Here is a 23,135-nt window from a genome sequence, read left to right on the forward strand (position 1 = left end):
AACTCTGAAACGGTGGCAGCATCAGATATGTCGAACATCAACCCCCGCCAGACCCGCATCGAGCTCCTGCGCCGGTGGTACAACTACGCGCTGACCTTCTATCCGGCCACCGCGTTACCGGCTCCTGCCCACCTCGAGCGGATCGCGGAAATGACCGGAGCCATCGAATTCAACAACGCACCGGAACCGGTAAGGGCCTGGCGTGGCGAGCTCAACCAGCTGGTGACCCTGGCGGACGACGGCAGGGAGGCGGAGTTCGATGACGACCCGACGGAGTTCTGCGGCCCGATCGTGTCGCGCTACGGGATCCTGAAACGGTGGCGGAACCTCGCGCTGAAACGCTACGACGAGTCCATGCTCCCCACCGACTCCCACCTGAGGAAGATCGCCCACGACTTCCCCGTCGCCCTGAGACCGGGCGTCCGGGGACGACCCCGGCAGGTCGAGGACTGGGTGCCGCAGCTGAAGGAGATGCTCGATCTCCGAGAGGCACACAAAACCGGGGAGATCAACCGTTCGATGGACCGGTTCCTGACGCTACGGGGCCCCGGCGGTCAGGAGGGTGGAGGCGACCGTTCCGCGGATCATGACCCCGGATCCGCCCGGTCGCAGCTACCGTACGGCACCTCGGGTGTTCCCCTGATCTCCTTCAACGGCAACGGGCCCCTGAAGCGGGGAGACGGCGCCGGAGTCATCCGGAGCCGGCACGAACGGAAACCGTCGCGCCCCTCCCTCCCCGTGGATCCAGACCCGCAGGCGGATGCACCCGGGACGGGTGGCGCGGTGGAGAACCCGGGGCGGACGACCGGGGAACGGGATGCGGTCGCAGCGGGAACGACCGACGAGCCGCGGCAGCGCGCATCCGCGGCACCGGATCCGGCAGGTGGTCCCGGGCACCTCGCCGGGGACTCCGGTGCGGAACTCCCGGTGGCCGACGGTGATCAGACCGGCTCGACGGAGTCGGCGGATTCCCGGGAGGAACCCGTGCCCGGAGATGGGGCGACCGGCGCCGTCGATGAGACCGTGCCACGTCCGGAGGACATCCGTGGCTACGGTTTCAACAACTTCCGGTCGATGACGGCGATGGACGAACCTCAGCCGATCGTCGGCGCATCGCTGCAGCGCACGATCAACGAGGACGGGACGGTGCGGCTCGACTGGAGCGTGCCCGCCGACGATCCGGAGGCCGGGGACGACGCCGTCCGGTTGTACCGTGTCGTCAGCGACAACCGTGTACTCGAGCGGGATCCGGAGGACGGCTACCTGCAGTGCGTCACCGTCGGCAACGCCTGGGCCGAGACCGAGCCACAGCACGGCGCCGTCGTCATGTACCAGGTGTGGGTCAACAGCGGTGAGGACGAGCAGAGGGCACTTCGTGCCGAGCCCGAGCTCGTCGGCGAGACCTACGTCATCCGTCCCGTCACGAACTTCAGTCTCAGTGCCGTCGGTCAGGAGATCACCGGACAGTGGGAGGACGTCGCGCCCACCGAGCGGGTGGCCGTCTTCAGCTGCGCCGATGACGGTCAGGTGTTCCACCGGCGCAACGAGATCTGCGCGGATCTCCCGAACCGGAAGGGGTTCAAGTGGCAGACAGCGCAGGGCGGTGTACGGCACAGGTTCGTCGTCGCGCGGGTCGTGCGGATCCGCGACGACTCCATCATGTCCGACGCGTCGGAGGAGAAGAGCGTCCTGGTGGACGCGGAGGTGCAGGCGGTCGACATCTCCGTGACGGAGAGGGAGGGGTTCGACGGCACCGAGTTCGAGGTGTCCTGGTCCCCCCCTCCCTCCGGCGAGGTCCGGATCTACCGGACGCAGGAGGAGCCACCCCCGGAGATCACGGGGCTCGATTCCCTCGAGCTCTCCGGACTGCGGAGAACCTTCGACGACCAGGACTGGCAGAACAGCATCGAGGGGACCGACCACGGATGCACGGTGGGGTGGCCGCGGGACTGGTACTCGATCGTCCTCACCCCCGTGCACGTCGACGGGCAGGTGTGCCGGGTCGGGAATCCCCGGCCCTTCAAGCGGGTCGGTGGTGCAACCAACATCGAGTTGCACGAACGGGTCACCCACCAGCTGCTCACCTTCGGATGGCCGCACGGTGCATCGCGGGTGACGGCGTACCACCAGGAACACCCCGACGACTGCGGCGGAGAAGTCGGCGAGCCTGTCGCCATCGGCACGATCGACCGGAAGGAGTACACGAAACGCGGTGGAATGATGCTCCACCCACCGTTGCCGAGCCGGGGCACGGTGATACTCGAGCCCTCCACGGTCTACCAGCGCAAATCCATTCTCGGCGAGCGTGGTGCCGTCGCCTACCGCGGATGCGTGCGGATGAGCTACGAGATCCATCCGGTCAGTCAGCGTCCCGGTCTGTTCGCGATCGGGATCTTCGGCGAACGACCCATGACCGGTCGGGAGCGGTCCTTCACCCTGGTCGTCCAGAGAGACCGGCTGCCACTGGAGAAGGCCGACGGTGTGCGGGTCGCGGTGGACTGCATCCACCAGGACCAGTCCTGGACCGGTCAACAGGGGCTGTTCGCCAGGGAGTTCGCCGGGCGCGGGGAGCGGCCGCCGGTCTACTGGACGTTCACCCTCGACTCGCTGAAGGACTACCCCGATGGTGCGTTCCTCCGGGTGTTCCCCGACGAGCTACGGGACGAGACAGGGCAGAGTATCGCGTTGGATGATCCGTACATCGCGTGGCTCAACGTCGGCTACCTGCGGCAGCAGGCGGCGGCCGCCGGCCGGCACCTCCGGGCGCAGGGGTGACGACCGCATGACACGGATGAACTCCCCCGTCCCTGACGGGCGCTGGGCACAGGTGACGTTCGCGTCCTTCGGCGCGTCCGCGGGCCGCCGGACCGGTGGTTGGCAGGCCGGCCCGTCTCTCGACGCCTCACCGGAACAGCGGGAGTGGATAAAACAGAATGCGGTGACCCAGCTGTCGCCGCTGGAGCCGATCAGCGACTACATCAGCGATGCGCAGGTGGATGCGCTGCCGAGGAGCTTCACCTACCTCCCGGAGGCGCACATCGGTGGTACGGCGGCGAGCGTGTATCTCCAGGCGGTTCCCGCGGGACGGGATTCCACCAACCGGCAGGGAAACATCTTCACGCACGCCTTCGTGGACTCGCAGCCCTGGGCTGACGGTGGTCCGTGGTACCCGGTCGACTGCTTCGGGTCACCCGATTTCCTCCGACCGTTCACGATCAGGATGGTCGACAACGTCCAACTCGCCCGGACTCCGGACGGTGGCCCCCGGCCCGGCTGGGAGTGCGTTCCCACCGCCGAGGAAGCCATCGAGTTCATCCTCCGTGATGAGCGGCGGGCCGCGTCGCTCTACCGGATACAGGACGCGCTGCAGTCGCAGGTCGCCACTGTGGTGCTCCCCGTCCCGGATCGCGCGACCGCGGCCTCGTGGCTCAAGGCGGTGTCGGTGACGATGTCGCCCCTCGAGGCACAACGGCTCCTGCGTTTCACCACCTTCATGCGTGGCAACACCGTGTCCGGTGCGGATCACGGTGGCGCACCGGCGCTGGTCTGCGTCCCCGACGTGGACGTGCACCTGGTTCCGGTCCGCCCGGGGATCGCGGTCATCTCCCCCGACGACGGGGGAGCAGACCCGGGGACCGGTTGGTCGGCGGACACCGCCGAGCTCCTGATCCGCGGGGGCCGCGGCCCCCGCAGCCGCATGGACGACATCATCGACGCGTTCCGGGAGGAGACCGAGCCGCTGAGGGACCGGCATGAAGTACCCCGGTTCGGCGCCGGACTGGCGGCACTCCGCGACGTCCCGGGGGACCCCGTCGGAGACCCCGGGGACATCTCCTGGTCCGGGGACGGGGCCTTCTCCTGGGGCGATGGTCAACCGGACCCCCGTATCGCCGGTGGAACCACGGACCGCGGGGGAGTCCTCTCCGCCACGGTAGATCTCGACGGGTTCGGGGAGTCGGTGCACGGTGGAGATCCCGCAGGCCGTGGCCCGCGGACGCCCGCTCCCGGAGGTCCGCAGGAGTTCGGGGACACCGGCTGGGGCGGCTCCGGTGCCGGTGACCCGGATGGTGCGGAGGCGTGGGGCGCCGCCGGGGCCGGGGACCCGGATCCCGCGGATCCCGGGGTCGTGTGGGAGACCCGGATGATGGACGAACTACGGAGCCTCGGGTGCACCGGCGACGGCTGGGAACAGCCGACAGGTGAGCGGCGGCGCATCCCGGAGTTCGGGCGCCGCGAAACGGAGTACCCGGCAGACCGGACACTGGGGATGCTGTACGCGGGTGTCTCCGGTTCCCTGGCCGCCGCCGGGACGTACGGATCCTCCCGTTCCACCGCCTGCGTGGACGCCACGGTGGAGATGCTCGACGTCGCCGTGCGGAGGGGCCTGGTGGATCCCGACGATCCTCCGGGGGAGATCTGGGCGGCGGTCACGGCGCACAGGGAAGCGGTCATGGGCTGGTTCACCGCCGAGGGATGCCCGTCACTCGATCGGGGCACGCAGGCAATTGTCTCGGGATGGTGGAACAGCATCGTCGAATCGGATGTCCACACGATGGGCAGACTTCTGGGGAATCCCGGTTCGTTGACGAGCAGCGACAAACGCGAAGCCCTCGGGTTCCCCGGGACGTCGAGCGGCCTGCGCAGGATAGAGGTCCTCGGGCACCGCGTGCTGCACGATTCCGGGTCCCTCCCGGACCGTGACGCCGCCGAACTGTACGGACTCGTGGCGGAGAAACTCACCCGGCAACTCCAGCTGCATCCCGGGACCGTGCCCGTCGGAGGCCGCCTTGCGGCGCAGTGGGACGAGTGGTTCAGCCAGTGGGAGAACCGGGAACGGATCGACAGGATCATCACGGCCGCGAACGACTCGGGGTACTCCGCCCTCAATTTCACCGCGTCATTCGGACCCGAGGTCGACATCGGCCGGATCATCACCAGATTGCGGGCGGGGCACCCCCATTTCCTCGTTCCCCCAGGGCAGAACGACTGGCCGCTGTCCCGTGACACAGACGCCGTCCTTGCGTTGCTGCGGTTGCGCTTCACCGTCGCCGACTTCAGTCGGATCACACCGCTGCTGAGCACCGACGGCACGGCCGACGGAAAGTTCCGTGATGCCCTCGACCACATGCTCATCGATGTCGTCGACTGGAACGCGTTGGAGCAGACCACGCACGACACGGTGGCCTCCACGGTGAGAGACCTCTACATCGGGTGTCTCAGGAACGACCTCGCAACGGCCACCGCCCACAGGGAATTCCGGGAGAGGCACCGGAAGCTGCTCGAAGCTGAACACGAGAGACTGGGGCACCCGGAAGCCATCGCCCGGAACCCGGACTCACGGTACTGGGCGGTCCGCCGTCAGATCATCGAACTCCACTTGTCCGGCGGCAGCACGCCTGCCGCCGAGGAAAGGCAGTAGAACGCAATGCCCACCATCCAGCTGCAACCCGGCGACCGCCATGACACCGGTCAACCCGCATCCGCTTTCGGTGAACTGACCTGCGAGGTGTTGACGAAGCAGAAGACCGTGCTGCCCATCGAGCTGCAGCTCCGGGGGCCGGACATCACCAGCCCCCCGGAGCGCGGCTCGGTGGAGTTCCGGTTCCGTGGGGACAGGCTCCGGATGCGCAACCTCACGGGATCCGTCAGAGTTCTGCTGACACCGGGACAGGGAGGTACATCATTTCCCCACGACGCCAGCGCCCAGGTGTCGTACCTCCTGCACGGTGAGACCGCCGCACAGAACACCAGCCTGCAGTTCCCGCGGTACAACGTCGGTGGACTCGGTTCGTTTCCGCTGTGCACCCTCTCCGGCGAGTCGGGGACCGTCGTCATCGAGGTCAACCAGCAGATCGTCGGCGTGGAGCTCGATGATCTGTCGAGCCGCGTCCGTGGAACGCTGTGTACCGCGGTGGGCGCGGACACGCTCCCCGCAGACCTCCGCCGCGACGTGTCCCTGGTGATCGACGCCTCAGCCTCCATGGCGCGGACGACATCCCCGGAGGCGCTGGCGGCCATGTACACCGTCGCCTGCGGAGTGCTGTCCGTCGTCTCCCAGGGGAAGCGGATCATGGTCTCCAGCTCCGCGGGGGAACCGCAGCGTTCACTCGGGAGTCCCACCGAGATCGCCGGCCTGGCGCAGCTGGAACTGCCGTACAACGAGGTCGGATTCCGGATGGGTCGGCAACTCCGCGACGGTGAGGCGGTGCTCGTCGTCTCCGACGACCTTCCCGCCCCGTTGGCGCGGCACAACGGCCCCGTTCACCTGCTGACGACCCGGCCCCCGGTCGGTGCCGGCGACTGCTCCCACACACTGTTCACCCCGGAGGTCTGTGCGGCGCTGGCCGCCGGGGACACCTCCATGATCGCCGAAGACGTGCACGCCATGGCCCGCACCCTGGTCGGCGGAAGACTCTAGGGGAAACGACATGACGAACACACCCACCGGAGACCGGAGGACGGCTCTGCTCCCGACGCGTTGCCCGTACACGTTCCAGATCATGGGGGAGGGAACGAATCTCCCGTGCCAGACCAACCCGGAGCGCTACCCGCTCCCTGACGGCTGGGCGGGGAGCGGTACGTTGACCTTCGCGATGGCCGGTGCCCGTGCGTCGGGCAAATCCCTCTACATCGCCGTCGTCGTGAAGCTGCTGGAACAGCTCGTCGAGAACAACGGGTTCGTGTTCGAACCCGCAGACGATCCGACCCGTGAGATCTACCGCGAGCAGTTCGAGGAGCCCCTCTTCGAACAGATGGGTCTGCCCGCACCGACGAGTACCGGTGAGAACGAGGGGGCCTACCAGAACCAGCCGCTGATCTTCCGCATCGGTACCCACCTGAGAACAGACGCGAACGGGCAGCGGGTCCACCAGCCGATCCACGTCGTCATCAGGGACGTCGCGGGCGAGGACTTCGCGCAGGACCACTTCCCCAACATGCGCGAGCGCATGCGGTTCTTCCGGTTCGCCGATGAGATCATCTTCATGTTCGATCCCGTGCGCGTACCGGAGATCAACAACCTCCTCGAGGGATCGATCCCGTCCCTCCCCAAGCTGGACACCCACGACACCGAAGACCCGGCCACCGTCCTGTCGAACCTGCTCAGCCTCATTGAGCCGGAGGACGACCCGCTCATCGCCCTGATGCTGGCGAAGTTCGACACGATGCAGGAACTGGCGAAGGTCGATCAGGTGGACATGTACTACGGGGCCGAGGACAAGGTGAACTGGCAACGGGTGATGAACAACTTCGGTGCGGGGTTCCGCCGGGAGTCCGGCGACGTCACCCAGCCCTACAGTCTCCCCAACGGGGAACTGCTCCACCATGAGGTCCTGAGTCTTCTGCGGTGCCTCGACGCCATGGCCTTCCTGAATCGGCTCAATGAACCCGGACGCCGCCTGCGGTACCGGTGTTTCGCGGTGTCCGCGTTGGGTACCCCTCCGGAGACCGGTTCGTCGGTGTCACGGTCGGGGATCGCACCCTTCCGCTGCCTCGATCCCTTCCGTTACGTCCTGGCGCAGTGGGGTCTGCTCAACGGTGATCGGACGGATCCGGGGGCGTTGGGATGAGTGGGGGAGGGTTCTGGTTCGACGATGCGCTGGCCGACGTCGCCCGGGCGCCCGACCACGGGTCATCCCCGCGGCAGTTCCCCGCGCAACCTCCCCGGACCACGGGACATCCACCGGAGGAACGGACAGCTGATCCCCGTCTCCGGCCACAGCATCAGCCCGGGGAGTCGCGTCCGGGCCTCGGGCGGGACGGGGCACAGACGAAGAAGACCGGCCGAAGACACTTTCCGTTCGGGAATCGCTGAGTCCCGTTCCAACCTCCCCTCCCGCAACCGCCCCGACAGAGCACCCACTCCCACCTCCCACCGATCGGACAGTAACCGTGAACACACCGAATTCACCCCAGGAAGGCTGGAATCCCGGCCCGTACGACCCCTCGGCTCCGGCACCCGGCTGGAGCACCGGCCCGAACCCGGCGCCTTCGTGGGCTCCCGCAGCCTCCGGCACCGACATGAGCCAGGCCCTGCAACAGGAGGAGGCCCGGAGCATCGAACAGGCAGAACTCCGGCAGCGTGGTGCGGCCCGGTGGGTACAGATCTCGACGGCACTGGCGGCGTCGGTGGTCGTGGTCGCCGTCATGGTGTGGGGCTGGCAGCAGCTCTTCTGGCTGGAGTTGCTCAACGACACCAACAACTACATCGAGACCGCTGACGGCAGGAAGCTCGTCAACGAAGAACTGATCGAGATTCTGGAGCGCTCGGGCAAAACCGCCGACACCGCCCCCTGACCCCGGATCGGGGAGGGGAGCGGTTCCCCGCACGCGACGACGGGCCCCGCCACTCCGGATGGAATGGTGGGGCCCGTCGGGTTACTGTCCGGGAGAACTACTTCTTCAGACCGTCGATGATGCTGTTGAACTTCTCGCTCGGGCGCATGACGCCGGAGGTCTTGGCATCGTCCGGCTGGTAGTAGCCGCCGAGGTCGACGGGCGCGCCCTGAACCTCGATGAGGGTGGCGTCGATCTCGTCGACCGCGTCCTTCAGTTCGCCGGCGACCTTGGTGAACAGCTCGGCGAGCTCGGTGTCCTCGGTCTGCTTGGCCAGCTCGTCCGCCCAGTAGGTGGCGAGGTAGAAGTGCGAGCCACGGTTGTCGATCTCGTTGACCTTGCGTGACGGGGACTTGCCGTCGTTCAGGACACGCTCGGTGGCTCGGTCCAGGGCGCCGGCGAGCACGTTGGCGCGCTCGTAGCCGCTGCGGGCGAAGTGGCGCAGTGACTCGGCCAGGGCGAGGAACTCACCGAGGGAGTCCCAGCGGAGGTGGTTCTCGGCCTCGAGCTGCTGGACGTGCTTCGGGGCGGAGCCACCGGCACCGGTCTCGAACAGTCCACCCCCGGCCATGAGCGGCACGACGGAGAGCATCTTGGCGGAGGTGCCGAGCTCGAGGATCGGGAAGAGGTCGGTGAGGTAGTCACGCAGGACGTTGCCGGTGACGGAGATGGTGTCCTCGCCACGGCGGATGCGCTCGATGGAGAACTTCGTGGCCTCCACCGGGCTCATGATGCGGATGTCCAGGCCCTCGGTGTCGTGCTCGCCGAGGTACTTCTCGACGAGTTCGGTGAGGTTGCGGTCGTGGGCGCGCTCCGGGTCGAGCCAGAACACGGCGGGCATGCCGGACTGACGGGCACGATCCACGGCGAGCTTGACCCAGTCACGGATCGGGGCGTCCTTGGCCTGGCAGGCACGCCAGATGTCACCGGAGGCGACCTCGTGCTCGATGAGGGTCTCGCCCGCGGAGTTGGTGACCTTGACGACGCCGTCGGCGGCGATCTTGAAGGTCTTGTCGTGGGAGCCGTACTCCTCGGCCTTCTGCGCCATCAGGCCGACGTTCGGGACGGTACCCATGGTGGTCGGGTCGAAGGCGCCGTTGGCGCGGCAGTCCTCGATGACGGCCTGGTAGACACCGGCGTAGGAGGAGTCGGGCAGCACCGCGAGGGTGTCCTCCTCCTGGTCGTCCGCGTTCCACATGTGGCCGGAGGTGCGGATCATGGCCGGCATGGAGGCGTCGACGATGACGTCGGACGGGACGTGCAGGTTGGTGATCCCCTTGTGGCTGTTGACCATCGCGAGCGCCGGGCCCTCGGCCAGTGCCTTGTCGAAGGCGGCCCTGATCTCGGCGCCGTTGTCCAGGTTCTCCAGGCCGGAGTAGATCGCGGCCAGGCCGGACTCGCCGTCGAGCCCCGCCGCCATCAGCTGGTCACCGTAGGCCGCGTAGACGTCGGCGAAGAAGGTGCGTACGACGTAACCGAAGATGATCGGGTCGGAGACCTTCATCATCGTGGCCTTGAGGTGCACGGAGAACAGGACGTTCTCCTCCTTGGCGCGGGCGACCTGCGCGGCGAGGAACTCCTGCAGTGCGGCGGCGCGCATCACGGTGCCGTCGATGACCTCGCCCTCGAGGACCTTGAGGTTGTCCTTCAGTACCGTCTCGCTGCCGTCGGCCGCGACGTGCGTGATGGTGAGGGTGTCGGCGGCGGGCATGATGACCGACTTCTCGTTGTGACGGAAGTCGCCGTCGTCCATCGTGGCGACGTTCGTCCTGGAGTCGGCGGTCCAGGCACCCATGCGGTGCGGGAACTTGCGGACGAAGTTCTTGACGGCCTCGGGCGCGCGGCGGTCGGAGTTGCCCTCACGCAGGACCGGGTTGACCGCGGAGCCCTTCACGGCGTCGTAGCGGGCACGGACGTCGGCGTCCTCGTCGGTCTCGACCTTGTCCGGGTAATCTGGCAGATCGTAGCCCTGGGACTGCAGTTCGGCGATCGCGGCCTTCAGCTGCGGCACGGAGGCGGAGATGTTCGGGAGTTTAATGATGTTCGCCTCGGGCGTCTTCGCCAGCTCACCGAGCTCCGCGAGGGCGTCGTCGACGCGCTGGTCCTCGGACAGGCGGTCCGGGAACTGGGCCAGGATCCGGCCGGCGAGGGAGATGTCGCGGGTCTCGACATCGATTCCCGCGGTGGAGGCGAAGGCCTCGATGATCGGCTTCAGCGAATAGGTCGCGAGCAGCGGTGCTTCGTCGGTGCGGGTGTAGATGATCTTAGCCAAGAGGGACTCCCAGGATTATCGGATATGGTTCGACTCCTCAGAATACCTGTTCAACGTTCGGCCGGTGGCGTTCTCACCCATGAAAAGGGTGGAAATGGTGTTCGGGGCACGCCCGGGGCAGCGGGTCCCGCTATCCGGGAGACAGAGGGACAACCCGGTTCGGGGGCGATCCGGATCCAGCTCACAGCGACCACCCACCCATCGACTCCGCCACGATCGCTCCGCGTGGTGAGGCTGACACCGTTAGTTGAGAGTACGGTTCCCTCGTGCAGTTGCGAAGAATCCGTGAAATCACCGAACCCAGACGCCGCCCGCTTCCCGACCAGACCGAGATCTCGGACATCCGGCGGCGGTGGACGATGCTCGCCCTCGCCGCCGGGGCCTTCGGGATCGGCACCACCGAGTTCGTGTCGATGGGTCTGCTGAATCTCATCGCATCCGACTTCTCCATCGGGGAGGATGCCGCCGGGCGGATCATCTCCGCGTACGCTCTGGGCGTCGTGGTCGGCGCGCCCCTGATCACCGCGGTGACCGGGATGATCCCGCGGCGACGCCTGCTCCTCATCCTCATGTTCGCCTTCACCGTGGGCAACGGGCTGTCGATGCTGGGGGAGAACTACCATCTGCTGCTCGCCGCGAGATTCATCGCCGGGCTGCCGCACGGAGCGTACTTCTCCATCGCCGGGCTGGCCGCGGCCTCCCTCGCTCCCGAGGGGCAGCGCGGGAGGGCCGTGGCCTTCGTCGGTATGGGACTGTCGGTCGCGACGGTGATCGGTGTCCCCGCGGCCCAGGCCCTCGGGGAATGGCTGGGCTGGCAGGCCGCCTACGCACTCGTGGCCGCCATCGGCACCGGCACACTCGTCGCCCTGTGGCGCCTGATGCCGCACATGACCCGGATGCCTGCGACCCGCCCCGCGACGGAGCTCGGGGCGCTGGCCAGATCACAGGTGTGGCTGACGCTGGCCATAGGTACCGTCGGTTTCGGCGGCATGTTCGCCGTCTACACCTACATCACCTGGACCATGACGGAGCACGCGGGGATGCGCCCGGACCTGATGTGGGTGGTGCTCGCCGCCTACGGCATCGGCATGGTCCTGGGCAACGTCGTCGGTGGTCGGATGGCGGACCGGAACCTGGAGATCGGGATCGCCGCCTCCCTCGTCGCCATCGCGGTCGCTCTCGTCGGATTCTCCGCCACCTCGTCCGGCCCCTGGTTGGGCACCCTGAACTTCGGGATCATCGGGTTCTGCGGTTCCACGCTCGTTCCCGCCCTGCAGATCCGACTGATGGACGTCGCCGGACGCGCACAGACGCTCGCCGCGGCACTCAACCACTCGGCGCTGAACGCGGCGAACGCGTCCGGTGCCGCGATCGGCGGCGCGGTCATCGCCCACGGCTTCGGTTACTCGGCGCCGGCGCTCGCCGGGGCGGCGCTCGCGGTCACCGCCCTCGGTATCTGGGTACCGACCTACCTGCTGCGACGGCGTGCACTGCGCCGCCACCGGCGATTGTCCTGATCACGGCAGCTGCGGAACATGACCGGGAAACCGCCTGCCACCGTGCACCGGGTCCTGATCCGGGGCGGGCATGTCCGTGCCGTGGAGGCTGACTATCGTTGTGGGCATGTCTTTCACCGTCACCACCGTCAACGTCAACGGAATCCGGGCCGCCGTGAAGAAGCGGAGCGAGGAGAACCTCGGGCTGCACGCCTGGCTGGAGCGATCCACCGCCGACGTCGTGCTCATGCAGGAGGTCCGGGCCAGCGACAGACAGGCGCGGGAGGCCCTCGCGCCGGCGCTGGACGCCGGCTGGCACTGGGCCGGTGCGGAATCGGTGGCCAAGGGGCGGGCCGGTGTCGGTATCCTGTCCCGGACGCCGTTGACGGACATCGAGATCGGCTTCGGCTCCTTCACCGACGCAGGCAGGTGGATAGCAGCGGACCTCGCCGCGCACGGTGTCCGGGTGGCGTCACTGTATCTGCCCTCCGGTTCCGCGGACACCGCCAAGCAGGACGAGAAGTACCTCTTCCTCGACGAGTTCACCGATGTCCTCACGGCACAGGCCGACGCCCACGAGAACATGGTCATCGGCGGGGACTGGAACATCTGCCACCGCCGTGAGGACCTGAAGAACTGGCGGACCAACAGGAAGAAGTCCGGCTTCCTGCCCGACGAACGCGCGTTCATGGACTCCGTGTTCGGCACGTTTCCCGATGACTCCACCCAGGTGGAGGGCGCCGGGGCGTTCGCCGGCGCCGTCGACTACGTCCGTGGCGAAGATCTGCCCGAACGTGTGATCCCGGAGGAGCCCAGGTGGTTCGACGTCGCACGGCGTCTGCAGCCGGAAGGGGAGGGACCCTACACCTGGTGGACCTACCGTGGAAAGGCCTTCGACACGGACGCCGGGTGGCGCATCGACTACCAGGCGGCGACCAGTGCCATGCTGGAGCGGGCGGAGAAGACCTGGGTGGACAAGGCCAGCGACTACGCGCTGCGCTGGTCCGACCACTCGCCGCTGAACGTCACGTATCGCTGAGCGGGCGGGTCGATTTCCGGATGACGAGTTCGGCGGGCAGTTGCCGGTGCCTGCGTGGTTCCCCGGCGATGATCCTGTCGAGTTCCTCCAGCGCGGTTCTCCCCAGGGTCGTGAAGTCCTGCCGCACCGTGGTGAGGGAGGGATTCTGGAATTTGGCCTGCGGGATGTCGTCGAAACCCACGACCGAGACGTCGTCGGGAACCGAGATCCCCGCCTTGTACAGTGCGTGCATCGCACCGATGGCGATGTCGTCGTTGCCGGCGACGATCGCGTCGGGCAGGCCCCTCGAGAGGAGCTGCTGCCCCATCGCGTAGCCGCTGGCACTCGACCAGCTGTCGCCGATCAGCCAGTCGGGCTCGGTGTCGTTAACGGCGCACACCGTCCGGAAACCGTTGAGTCGCACCTGTGCATCCTGCCAGCGGAGATCACCGGTCAGGTAGACGGGCGACGTGCACCCGATGTCGAAGATGTACTGACTCGCGGCGATCGCTCCGTCGTACTGGTCGATGGACACCGTGGAGACCCGGTTGGTCTCGTGTCGCCCGGCGATGATGACCGTGCAGGGGACCTGTGCCTTCGCCGCGATGACCGGGAGCACGTCGGAGGTGCGGGCGAGCACCACCATGCCGTCCGGATTCGTCCCGTGCAGATAGGAGATCGCCCGTCGCAGTGAGCTGGGGCTGTCGGTCGGGGAAGTGGCGATCACGATGTGCCGGCCGCGGGAGGCCAGTTCGGATTCGAGGGCGGAGAACAACCGGGCCACGCCGTGCCGGATCTCCCCCGTCACGAGGAGCCCCGTCGTCTTCGACTGCTTCGAGGCGAGCGCCCGTGCGGCGAGGTTCACCTCGTACTTGAGCATCGCGGCGGCGTCCTCGACCTGACGCCTCGTGGCCTCGGAAGCCGGACCCGAGTTGTTGAGCACGCGGGACACCGTCTGGACGCTCACCCCGGCGAGCGCGGCGACGTCGCGCATGGTCGCGCGGTTCGGTGCGGGTTTCACAGTGATCGTCTCCGTGGTGCTGCGGTTTTGGCGCCTTCAGTGTAATCGGGACACGGAAAAGAATGTACGGCGCCCCACAGAACCCGTTCAGGATTCGTGGGGCGCCGTGGGTCATCGGTCCCGTCGGGTCAGAGGACGACACCCTTCTTCAGGATGATGTTGCCGTAGAGGGCGGTTTCGCCGGTGATGAGTACGGCCCGGGCCTTACGCGCCTGGTCGTAGAAATCGAAGCGGTCGAAATGTCCCTCGGTGTGGTGCTCGGGTTCGGCGTTCTCGATGATCTTCCGGTAGGTCGGCCAGATCTCCGGGGTGGGATCATCGCCGAGCGTGTTCATCAACGCGAACTGCCAGTCGTTGTAGGGGTCGAGCGGCATGAGCTCGAGGATCGCCTCGAGGATCTCGGGGATACCGTGGCCGTCGGCCCGGAGGACGTGGTCGTTGAATTCGGCTCCCGGGAAGTTGGCGTCGGCGATGACGATCTCCTCACCGTGACCCATGTCCATGAGTACATGGACGAGGTCCGGACTCAGGATCTTCGGGATTCTGTTCAGCATGGTGGATACTCCTGTTCGGTATCGGTCGGATCAGCGGATCACTTGGTGGCCAGTGCTTCGGCGGGGATGTCCGCCCGCTCCTGCCAGTACTCCTCGATCTCCTCCAGGGACTTGCCCTTGGTCTCGATCACCTGGGTCAGGATGAACCAGACGGCCAGGCCGCTCATGACCGCGAAGAGCAGGAACACCCAGGTGCCGATGGCGGCGATGAGGTCGGGGAAGATCAGCGACAGCAGCGCGTTCATGGTGTACTGCGCGAAGGTGATGATGCCGACACCCAGGGCGCGGGCACGCAGGGGGAAGATCTCGGGGACGTAGGTCCAGAACACCGGACCGAGTCCGAAACCGAAGGAGAAGACGAAGAGGAAGACCGCGATGATGGCGAGCGTCGCGTTCGACTCCGCGAAGAACGTGAGGATCAGCAGCGGAGGGATCTGTCCGGCCAGTGAGACCGTCAGCAGCTTCTTCCGTCCCCACCGGTCGATGAAGGGCAGGGAGACCAGCGTCGAGATCACGAGTGCGACGCCGACGCCGTAGTTGGCGATGATACCGGCGTTGACCCCCATGTCCAGGTGCTCGAAGATCTTCGGGGCGTAGTAGACGGCCGCGTTGATACCGGTGAAGACCTGGAAGATGACCAGCACGAAAGCGAGGATGACGACGGGGCGGAAGGTGCCGAACAGCTCCTTCATTCCGGCACTCTGCTGCTCCAGGGACTTCTGGATGTCGGAGACCTCACGGTCCACCTCTTCCTTGGTCTCCCGGACACGGCTGAGGGTCTTGCGGGCCTTCTCGATCTGTCCGTCACGGATCAGCCACCTCGGGGACTGCGGGGACAGTGCCATTCCGATGCCGAAGATGAGTGCGGGCACCAGTCCGAGGCCGAGGGTCCACTGCCACCTGTCCGTGAGCGAGAAGTAGTGGCCGACCCCGTAGGAGATCAGGATGCCGAAGTTCACGGAGAGCTGGTACAGCGACGCCATCATGCCGCGGAGGTGTGCCGGGGCGATCTCAGAGAGATAGATGAGGCCGAACATGTTGGCGATACCGGCGGCCATGCCGAGCATGAACCGGAAAGCCATCAGCGTCTCGGGGTTCGGGGCGAGGGCGCAGCCCAGTGAGCCGACACCGAAGATGATGGCGCCGACGACCAGGAGATTACGCCGTTCGATCTTCTTCTCGAAGGCGGTCGCGACGGCGATGGAGGGAAGTGCACCGAACAGCAGGAAGGACACGATCAGACCTTCCGCGGTGGGGTTCAGACCGAACTGCCGGGAGATGTCCGGCAACGCCAGTGAGATGGCGCCCGAGTCGTAGCCGTAGAGCAGGCCTGCGAGGCCACCGAGAACGGCGAACACGTAGACGATCGGTTTGGTTCGCGGGGGCTTCGTGCTCGCGGCGGGTGCACTGGGTGGAGATGAGTGGGTCATGGTCTTTGTCCTTCAACGTCCGGAGGGGAAGGGGGTGGGTGGACCTTTAGAGTCCGTACTGGGCACGCATGCCGATGAGCTTCTCGATCTCATCTGCGGGCAGTTCACGTTCGCCGTCGATCAGGCGGGTGAGGAAGGTGAGTTGCGCCGTGTACTCGAGACGCTCCATCTGGAAGTAGGCGTCCCAGACATCGGAGCCCCAGCTCAGTGCACCGTGCTGCTCCAGGAGGGCGACCTTGTGGGTGAAGGCGAAGGGCTCCACCGAATCCGGGACCGCCTCGGTCGAGGGGGTGCCGTACGGCGCCAGCGGGATCTCCGGCATGGCGATGACCGATTCGGGCATCATCTTCTTGGTCAGCGCCTCGCCCTTGATGGCGAAGGCGGTGCCGTGCAGCGGATGGGCGTGCACGCAGGCCTTGATGTCGGGGTTCACGCGGTACATCCGCAGGTGCATCTTCACTTCGCTGGTCGGCTTGTGGATCCCGCTGGGAGCGGGTTCGACGATGTCGCCGTCCAGGTTCATGAGGATGAGTTTGTCCGGGGTGAGCTGTCCCTTGGAGACGCCGGTCGGGGTGGAGAGGATGTGGTTGTCATCGACCTTGGCGGTGATGTTGCCGTCGTTGGCGGCGACCATGGTCCGCGACCACAGCATGTAACCCACCTTGCAGATGGCTTCACGCAGTTCCTGGTGGGAGTACTCGGTGTGGGACATTCTGGGTGTTCCTTTCATCGGATGAGAGTGATGGGGCGGTGCCGCACGGGGCGGCACCGGGGTGCGTCATTGGACCTCTGCGAGACGCCTGCGCATGTCGTTCCAGCGGGTCGGGTCACGTGGCTCGAATCGGAGGGGGGTGAACGAACGCTGTATGATCCCGTCGCGTTCACCCGGCTCGATCGCGCCGATCGCCTCGAACTGGCTGAGCAGGTTGCCCGCCGCTGAGGCTTCCGCGGGCCCGCTCAAGACCGGAAGGCCCGTCGCGGAGGCGGTCATCTGGCAGAGCAGACCGTTCCGGGAGCCACCGCCGACGATGTTGACCACCTTGGGGCGGGCCCCGGTCAGCTCCGTGACCTCGGAGATCGCGGTGGCGTGCGCGATGGCCAGCGACTCGAGGATGAGGCGGATGAGCTGGCCGGTGCTCTCCGGCTCCCGTCCGTACAGTTCCCGCATCCGGGCGTGGATCTTCTCGGGCATGTCACCGGGGGTGGTGAACACCTCGTCGTTCGGGTCGAAGACCATTTTCATGCTCGGGGCGGATTCCGCGGAGACCAGGAGCGCCGGGAGGTCGGTGCTCTTCCCCGCCTGCTGCCAGGCGCGCATGCAGTCCTGCAGGATCCACAGTCCGGTGATGTTCTTGAGGAGGCGGATGCCGCCGTCGATTCGGACCTCGTTGGTGAAGCCGCTGGTGAAGCAGGCGTCGCTGAGTACGGGTTCGTCGGTGCAGGCGCCGACCAGGGTCCAGGATCCGCAGGAGATGAACACCGACTCCTCGGCGGACACCTCGTCGTGCGGGATGGCGTGGACGGCGCAGGCGGTGTCGTGTCCGCCGGGGCGGACCATCGGGATCCCGGTGATGGTCTCCGGGCAGAGGACCATCGAGTCCCGGGAGATCTCGGAGAACCACCTCCGGGGGATTCCCAGGGCGTCCAGAACCTCATCCGACCACGTGGTGGCCCCCGGAGTGGCCAGACCGGTGGTCGATGAGATCGCGCGGCCGTGGGCCTGTTCCCCGCACAGCAGGGACGCGAAGTAGTCGGGGAGCAGCTGGACCCGTTCGACGGAGTCGACGAGCTCCGGGTGCTGCTGGAGGTCAGCGAACAACTGGTTCGCCGTGTTGATGTCTGCGGGCTGGATACCGGTGAGGGCGAAGGCCCGGTCCGCGGGCAGGGCCTCGGCGAACTTCTCCCGGTGTTCCGCCATCCGGGTGTCACGGTATGACCGCACCGGGAGCGCGACCTGCCCGTCCTTCTTGACGAGCGCGTAGTCGACGCCCCAGCTGTCGACACCGATGGAGTCGATCGCGATCGGGACCCGGGTACGGGCGATGGTGATTCCGGCGATCGCACCGTCCAGGAGACGGTCGATGTCCCAGGCCAGCGCGCCGTCAACGGTGTCCACCTTGTGCGGGAAACGATGGGCCTCCTGCATTTTCAGGGTTCCGCCGTTGAGGACTCCGACGATCGCGCGGCCGTTTGACGAACCGAGATCGAGAGCTACGGCGGCGTACTGGCTCGGGGACATGACAGTCTTCCTTACTTCAGTGAGGGGATGGGCGGGGGATCAGCGGTACAGGGGCCCGAAGTTCGCGCAGGCCCGGAAGTCCGCGCTCTCCAGATCGGTGGTGCCGAAGCTGGACCATGCCCGCGGGCGGAAGATGCGCTCGGGTTCGATGTTGTGCATGAACACCGGGATGCGGAGCATCGATGCCAGGGTCAGCAGTTCGTCGCCGAAGTGGCCGTAGCCGGTCGCCGTGTGGTTGGCGCCCCAGTTGTCCATCCAGTCGTAGACGCTGCGGTGTGCGCCCTCGCCCGTGAGACGCGGGGCGAAGAAGGTGGTCGGCCAGGTGGGGTTGGTGCGGTCGGCGATGGCGTCGCGAACCTCATCGGGCACCATGACCGTCCAGCCCTCGGAGACCTGGAGCGCGAGACCCAGGCCATCCACCATCACCAGTCGGGAAGCCGTGACCGGGAGGTCACCCGGGGTGTTGAAGTGGGTGGAGAATCCGCCGCCCGGGAAGTATTCCTTGATGGCCGCGTGGAACGTGCTGGCCTTGATGTCGGCCTCGATGTCCTCGTCGGTCATCTCCCACCAGGGCTTGATCGTGGGGTTGCCGTCAGCGTCCTTGGCGCCGCAGGCGCCGTCCAGAGTGGTCGCACCCGAGTTGCGGAGATCCACGAAACCGTTGGCCGCGTGTCCGCTGAGCTCGTAGCCGGTGACCCGCTTGACGGCCTCCGGCGACCAGTAGGTGCGCACGTCGCTGAACAGCTGGGCGCGGTTCGTGAGCAGGTTGTTGAGCAGCATGGCCAGTCCGTTGAGGACGTCACCCTCGGTGGCGAGGATGGAGGGCTGACGCTTGCCGTTCCAGTCGAAGCTGGTGTTGAGGATGGTCTCCAGCAGGTCGCCGTTGGGCTTGTAGTCCGTCCACTGGCGCTGACCCTGGAAGCCTGCCGCGATGGCGTCGTGGCCGTGGGCCTCCTCGGCGAAGCCCATCTCGGCGAGCTTCGGGTTGCCGTTCATGAGGTCGTTGGCGACGAGGGTCATCTTGGTGATGTAGTCCCACTGCTCCTCGTACTCGGCGTCGGAGAGTCGCTTGTCCTCCGGGTTGGGGTTCTCACCCTCGACGAAGTTCTCCCGCACCCACTTGCGGGCGATCTCGTACTCGTCCTTGTCGTAGATGCCCTGGTTGATGCGGCGGTCGAACTCGATCATGTCGATGTACTCGGACTTCAGCCCCAGGTACTTGAGGATGTCGACCTCGGGGACTCGGCAGCCGGCGATACCCATGGACACGGTGCCCATCGCGAGGTAGCTGCGGCCCTTCATCTGGCCGACGGCGATGGCGGCGCGTGCGAACTTGAGGATCTGCGCGACGACATCGTCGGTCAGTCCGTCGTCGGAGGCGTCCTGGACGTCGTGGCCGTAGATGCCGAAGGCCGGGATACCCAGCTGCGTGTAGGCCGCCAGTGCGGCGGCGAGGGTGACCGCGCCCGGGCGCTCGGTGCCGTTGAAGCCCCAGATGGCGTGGGGGATGGAGGGATCGAGGTCCATGACCTCGGTGACGTAGTTCCAGGAGGAGGTGACGGTCAGATCGGCGCCGACGTTGTGGGCGTCGAACTTCTTCTTGCAGGCGGCGGCCTCTGCGGCGCCACCGATCGTGGTGTCGGCGATGACGACCTCGACCGGCTCGCCGTCGGTGTAGCGGACGTTCTCGCGCAGAAGCTTCGCGACATTGTGCGCGAGCTCCATGGTCTGGTCCTCCAGGGACTCCCGAACGCCGCCGAGACGACCGTCGATGAGGGGGCGGATACCGATTGCCGGATGGTTGGTCATGATGGATCCTTTCCAGGTTGTGTGAACGATCCCATGTGGTTGGTGCGCTATCAACAGCAACTTCAAGCACTCCAGCCTGTGTTCGTCCACTGATGTGAACGTTCTTACCTGAGTGTGACGGAGGGGCCGCATTAAAGTCAAGGGTGATCCACATCACTGTCACATAATGCCTGTTGAATGCCCCTTTATATAGGTTTCCCAGTGTTCGCAATCACTACTTGAGGAAATTGGGAGCGTTCACATATGGGCTTTTCCTGGCGGACCGCGGCCCCGGAGAGACGCCGACAGGGCCAGAGCCGGTGAATGCACGAGGGCCCCGCCTCCGGGCGCAGGCTTGCGGAGTGCGGGGCGGGGAGATGTGGGAGGGAGTGGTGTCGCCGGGGGAGTCGGCTAGTTGCGGAAGAAATGGCTGTAGGCCTTGGCGGCCAGGCCGAAGACGATGAGGCACAGAACGAAGATGAACGCGACGATGCCGATCGACGCAAGGGGTCGATCAGCGTCGATGTACCCGGCCGTCCACGCCATCAGCAGCGCGAATGCGATGCTGGAGATTGTCAGTTCAGCTCTGGTTATGCCGTTGCGCCGCTTCATGACGGAAACAGTAGCAAGAAAAGAAAGACCACCGGAGGGGTCCGGATCCACCGCGCCGGTGGTGTACGGAATCGCTCGTCCCGTGTTGTGACCGGGCCGGCGGCCCGGCCGCGGTCGTGGGAGTCGCGAACCGGTCGCCGACCCGGTGTCCGTGGAGTGGATCACCGCACGCCCGCCTTGGGCGGGCGCAGCGGATCGGGGCCGGGTGGGCGGCCGGTTACGGCAGGTACCGTCTCACCCCTGGACGAGGGAGGGGGTGGTACCCGTACCTGAATCAGAGCAGCGAGGCGTAGATCTCGCGGATTTCGTCGCGGGTGGCCTCACGCGGGTTGCCCGGGGTGCAGACGTCGGCGAACGCGTCGTCGGCGAGGGCGTCCAGGCCGGACTCGTCGACCCCGACCTCGGAGACCTTGGTCGGGTTGCCGACGCGCACGGTCAGATCGGCGACCGCGTCGCACGCCGCCTTGCGGGCCTCCTCGAGCGGCATGTCGTAGGCTCCCTTGACACCGAATGCGTCGGCGATGTCGCGGTACTTCTCCCCGGAGTACTCGGCGTTGTAGCGCATGACCGGGGCGAGGAGAATGCCGTTGGCGACACCGTGGGGCGCGCCGTAGCGGCCGCCCAGCGGGTGGGCCATGCCGTGAACCAGTCCCAGGCCGACATTGGAGTAGCCCATACCTGCGATGTAGCTGGCGTAGGCCATCTTCTCGCCGGCCTCCGCGTCGCCCTCGAGGGACTTCTCGAGGTTCTCCGCGGCCATCCGGATCGCGGTCATGTGGACCGAGTCCGACAGCTCCCAGGCTCCCTTTGTGATGTACCCCTCGATCGCGTGAGTCAGTGCGTCGAGTCCGGTCGCGGCCTTGAGTCCACGGGGCATCGAATCGGTCAGGTCGGGGTCCACGATCGCGAGGACGGGGATGTCGTGCGGATCGACGCACACGAACTTCCGCTGGTTGTCCGTGTCGGTGATGACGTAGTTGATCGTCGTCTCCGAGGCGGTTCCGGCGGTGGTCGGGATGCCGATGATCGGCACCGAGGGGTTCTTCGTGTCCGCGACACCCTCCAGGGAGATGACGTCCGCGAACTCGGGGTTGGCGGCGATGATGCCCACCGCCTTCGCGGTGTCCTGCGGCGAGCCGCCTCCGAGTCCGATCAGGGCGTCAGCGCCGCACTCCCTGAACACCTCGACCGCGGCCTTGACGTTCTCCACGGGGGGATTGGGGCGGACGTCGCTGAAGATCTCGTAGGGGAATCCGGCGTCGTCGAGCAGATCGGTGATCTTCGCGGTCACCCCGGTCTCCAGGAGGATCGCATCGGTGATGAGCAGTACCTTGTTCAGGTTGCGGGAGCGCAGCTCGGGGACGAGGTTGGAGATCGCACCGCGACCGAAGTAGGAGGTCTGGTTGAAGATCATTCTGTGCGTCATGGGTTTCGACTTTCTGGGCCACGGGGGTGGCCCGGGTCAGGTCCGTTCGCCGACCGGGGTCCCGGGCGGCCGTCCGGAGATGATCGGACCTGTCTCAACCACACGCTGGAAACAAGTCCTTCAGAGCAACCGGACGCGATAACGACTATACGCCTGCGGAGTGAATGTGACCGTTCCCAGTGGGCGAGCTTCGTGTCACCTGAGGTATCCGCCGTGGAGGCGGCACCCGACAGCAGGGAAAGATCTTCCCCAGTCGGGCGGCGGGCCGGTCCGGGGCGGCGGGGAACCGGGGAGCGGAAGGGGATGAGATTGTCCCCGCCGGTCGACGGTTCTCCGGCGCCCGCGAAGGATCAGAGTCGGTCGATCGCATCGATGAAGTTGTCGAGGTCCCGAGGGGTACGGGAGGTGATCAGCGTCCAGCCGTTCGCCGTGCAGACCGTCGCCGATTCGTCCACGACGGTGGCACCGGCGTTGCGCAGGTCCGTACGTACCGAGTCGTAGCCGGTCATCGTCTTGCCGGCCGCCACCCCGCTCTCGATCAGAACCCACGGAGCGTGGCAGATCGCGGCAATGGCCCGTCCCTCGTCAGCCTGTCGCCTGACGAGGTCGCGGACGTCCTGATCCATGCGGGCGGCATCGGAGTTGAGGGTGCCTCCGGGCAGCACGACGACGTCGAACGGGCCGACGGCCTCGCTGAGCCGGACATCGGTCGGGACGACGGATGCCGGTTCCCTGTCGCCCTCGAGCGTCTGGACGTCCTCGCCGGTGGGGGTCGCGACGGTGACGTCGTGGCCGAGAGCCCTGAGCTTGTCGGCGGGTTGCACGATCTCCGCCTGCTCGGTGCCGAAGTCGGTGGAAACAATGATGATCTTTTTCTTGTCGGTCATGCCACGAGGTTAGGCACCCCAGCGGAACCCCGCCATGCGGGAGATGCTCGGTCGACTC

At 66.6% G+C, this 23,135-nt stretch carries 17 protein-coding genes; 7 read left to right on the forward strand and 10 right to left on the reverse strand.

Annotation, left to right across the window (positions count from 1 at the left end; all coding sequences use genetic code 11):
- The first annotated feature begins 12 nt into the window (after window positions 1–12).
- The 5 genes from JIM95_RS06575 to JIM95_RS06595 all read left to right on the forward strand — a co-directional run bounded on the left by JIM95_RS06575 (window position 13) and on the right by JIM95_RS06595 (window position 8,295).
- Window positions 13–2,775 (forward strand): SaeA-related protein, encoded by a 2,763-nt coding sequence (locus tag JIM95_RS06575; protein WP_200255834.1) that lies wholly within the window; start codon window positions 13–15, stop codon window positions 2,773–2,775.
- A gap of 7 nt (window positions 2,776–2,782) precedes the next feature.
- On the forward strand, window positions 2,783–5,419 hold the full coding sequence (locus tag JIM95_RS06580) for a GAP1-N2 domain-containing protein (protein WP_200255836.1): 2,637 nt from the start codon (window positions 2,783–2,785) through the stop codon (window positions 5,417–5,419).
- 6 nt (window positions 5,420–5,425) lie between these two features.
- Entirely contained in the window at window positions 5,426–6,418 is a 993-nt protein-coding gene (locus tag JIM95_RS06585; protein WP_200255838.1) for a hypothetical protein, read from the forward strand.
- Between the two features lie 10 nt (window positions 6,419–6,428).
- Entirely contained in the window at window positions 6,429–7,568 is a 1,140-nt protein-coding gene (locus JIM95_RS06590; protein WP_200255839.1) for a hypothetical protein, read from the forward strand.
- A gap of 322 nt (window positions 7,569–7,890) precedes the next feature.
- Complete coding sequence (locus JIM95_RS06595) at window positions 7,891–8,295, forward strand: hypothetical protein (protein WP_200255840.1); 405 nt, start codon at window positions 7,891–7,893, stop codon at window positions 8,293–8,295.
- 97 nt (window positions 8,296–8,392) lie between these two features.
- Here JIM95_RS06595 and JIM95_RS06600 read toward each other — a convergent pair whose 3' ends face one another.
- Window positions 8,393–10,606: an NADP-dependent isocitrate dehydrogenase gene (locus JIM95_RS06600; RefSeq protein ID WP_200255841.1), complete on the reverse strand. Its 2,214-nt coding sequence runs from the start codon at window positions 10,604–10,606 to the stop codon at window positions 8,393–8,395.
- A gap of 290 nt (window positions 10,607–10,896) precedes the next feature.
- On the opposite strand from JIM95_RS06600, the gene JIM95_RS06605 reads away from it, so the two are divergent.
- Both JIM95_RS06605 and JIM95_RS06610 read left to right on the forward strand, forming a co-directional pair.
- Complete coding sequence (locus JIM95_RS06605) at window positions 10,897–12,123, forward strand: MFS transporter (protein WP_248113357.1); 1,227 nt, start codon at window positions 10,897–10,899, stop codon at window positions 12,121–12,123.
- Window positions 12,124–12,229: 106 nt separating this feature from the next.
- Window positions 12,230–13,141: an exodeoxyribonuclease III gene (locus JIM95_RS06610; RefSeq protein ID WP_200255842.1), complete on the forward strand. Its 912-nt coding sequence runs from the start codon at window positions 12,230–12,232 to the stop codon at window positions 13,139–13,141.
- Here JIM95_RS06610 and JIM95_RS06615 read toward each other — a convergent pair.
- The 9 genes from JIM95_RS06615 to JIM95_RS06660 form a co-directional block, all read right to left on the reverse strand.
- Window positions 13,128–14,141: a LacI family DNA-binding transcriptional regulator gene (locus JIM95_RS06615; protein WP_200255846.1), complete on the reverse strand. Its 1,014-nt coding sequence runs from the start codon at window positions 14,139–14,141 to the stop codon at window positions 13,128–13,130. The genes JIM95_RS06610 and JIM95_RS06615 overlap by 14 nt on opposite strands.
- Before the next feature lie 128 nt (window positions 14,142–14,269).
- Complete coding sequence (locus tag JIM95_RS06620; protein WP_200255848.1) at window positions 14,270–14,695, reverse strand: RbsD/FucU family protein; 426 nt, start codon at window positions 14,693–14,695, stop codon at window positions 14,270–14,272.
- 38 nt (window positions 14,696–14,733) lie between these two features.
- The gene (locus tag JIM95_RS06625) at window positions 14,734–16,125 is read right to left on the reverse strand and encodes a sugar porter family MFS transporter (RefSeq protein ID WP_200255850.1); all 1,392 of its coding nucleotides are present in this window, start codon (window positions 16,123–16,125) and stop codon (window positions 14,734–14,736) included.
- 46 nt (window positions 16,126–16,171) lie between these two features.
- Window positions 16,172–16,837 carry a class II aldolase/adducin family protein gene (locus JIM95_RS06630; RefSeq protein WP_200255852.1) on the reverse strand — a complete coding sequence of 222 codons (666 nt, stop codon included), beginning with the start codon at window positions 16,835–16,837 and terminating at the stop codon, window positions 16,172–16,174.
- Window positions 16,838–16,903: 66 nt separating this feature from the next.
- Window positions 16,904–18,364 carry a rhamnulokinase gene (locus tag JIM95_RS11375; protein ID WP_200255855.1) on the reverse strand — a complete coding sequence of 487 codons (1,461 nt, stop codon included), beginning with the start codon at window positions 18,362–18,364 and terminating at the stop codon, window positions 16,904–16,906.
- A gap of 39 nt (window positions 18,365–18,403) precedes the next feature.
- A complete protein-coding gene (locus JIM95_RS06645; protein ID WP_200255856.1) occupies window positions 18,404–20,173 on the reverse strand; it encodes an L-fucose isomerase in 1,770 nt (589 codons plus the stop codon).
- 390 nt (window positions 20,174–20,563) lie between these two features.
- Entirely contained in the window at window positions 20,564–20,764 is a 201-nt protein-coding gene (locus tag JIM95_RS06650; RefSeq protein ID WP_200255857.1) for a hypothetical protein, read from the reverse strand.
- 274 nt (window positions 20,765–21,038) lie between these two features.
- A complete protein-coding gene (gene fucO, locus JIM95_RS06655) occupies window positions 21,039–22,190 on the reverse strand; it encodes a lactaldehyde reductase (RefSeq protein ID WP_200255858.1) in 1,152 nt (383 codons plus the stop codon).
- A 350-nt stretch (window positions 22,191–22,540) separates the two neighbouring features.
- Window positions 22,541–23,077 (reverse strand): DJ-1/PfpI family protein, encoded by a 537-nt coding sequence (locus tag JIM95_RS06660; RefSeq protein WP_200255859.1) that lies wholly within the window; start codon window positions 23,075–23,077, stop codon window positions 22,541–22,543.
- Window positions 23,078–23,135 lie beyond the last annotated feature (58 nt).

This window comes from Corynebacterium antarcticum (assembly GCF_016595285.2).
In the GTDB taxonomy this organism is placed as follows: Bacteria; Actinomycetota; Actinomycetes; order Mycobacteriales; family Mycobacteriaceae; genus Corynebacterium; species Corynebacterium antarcticum.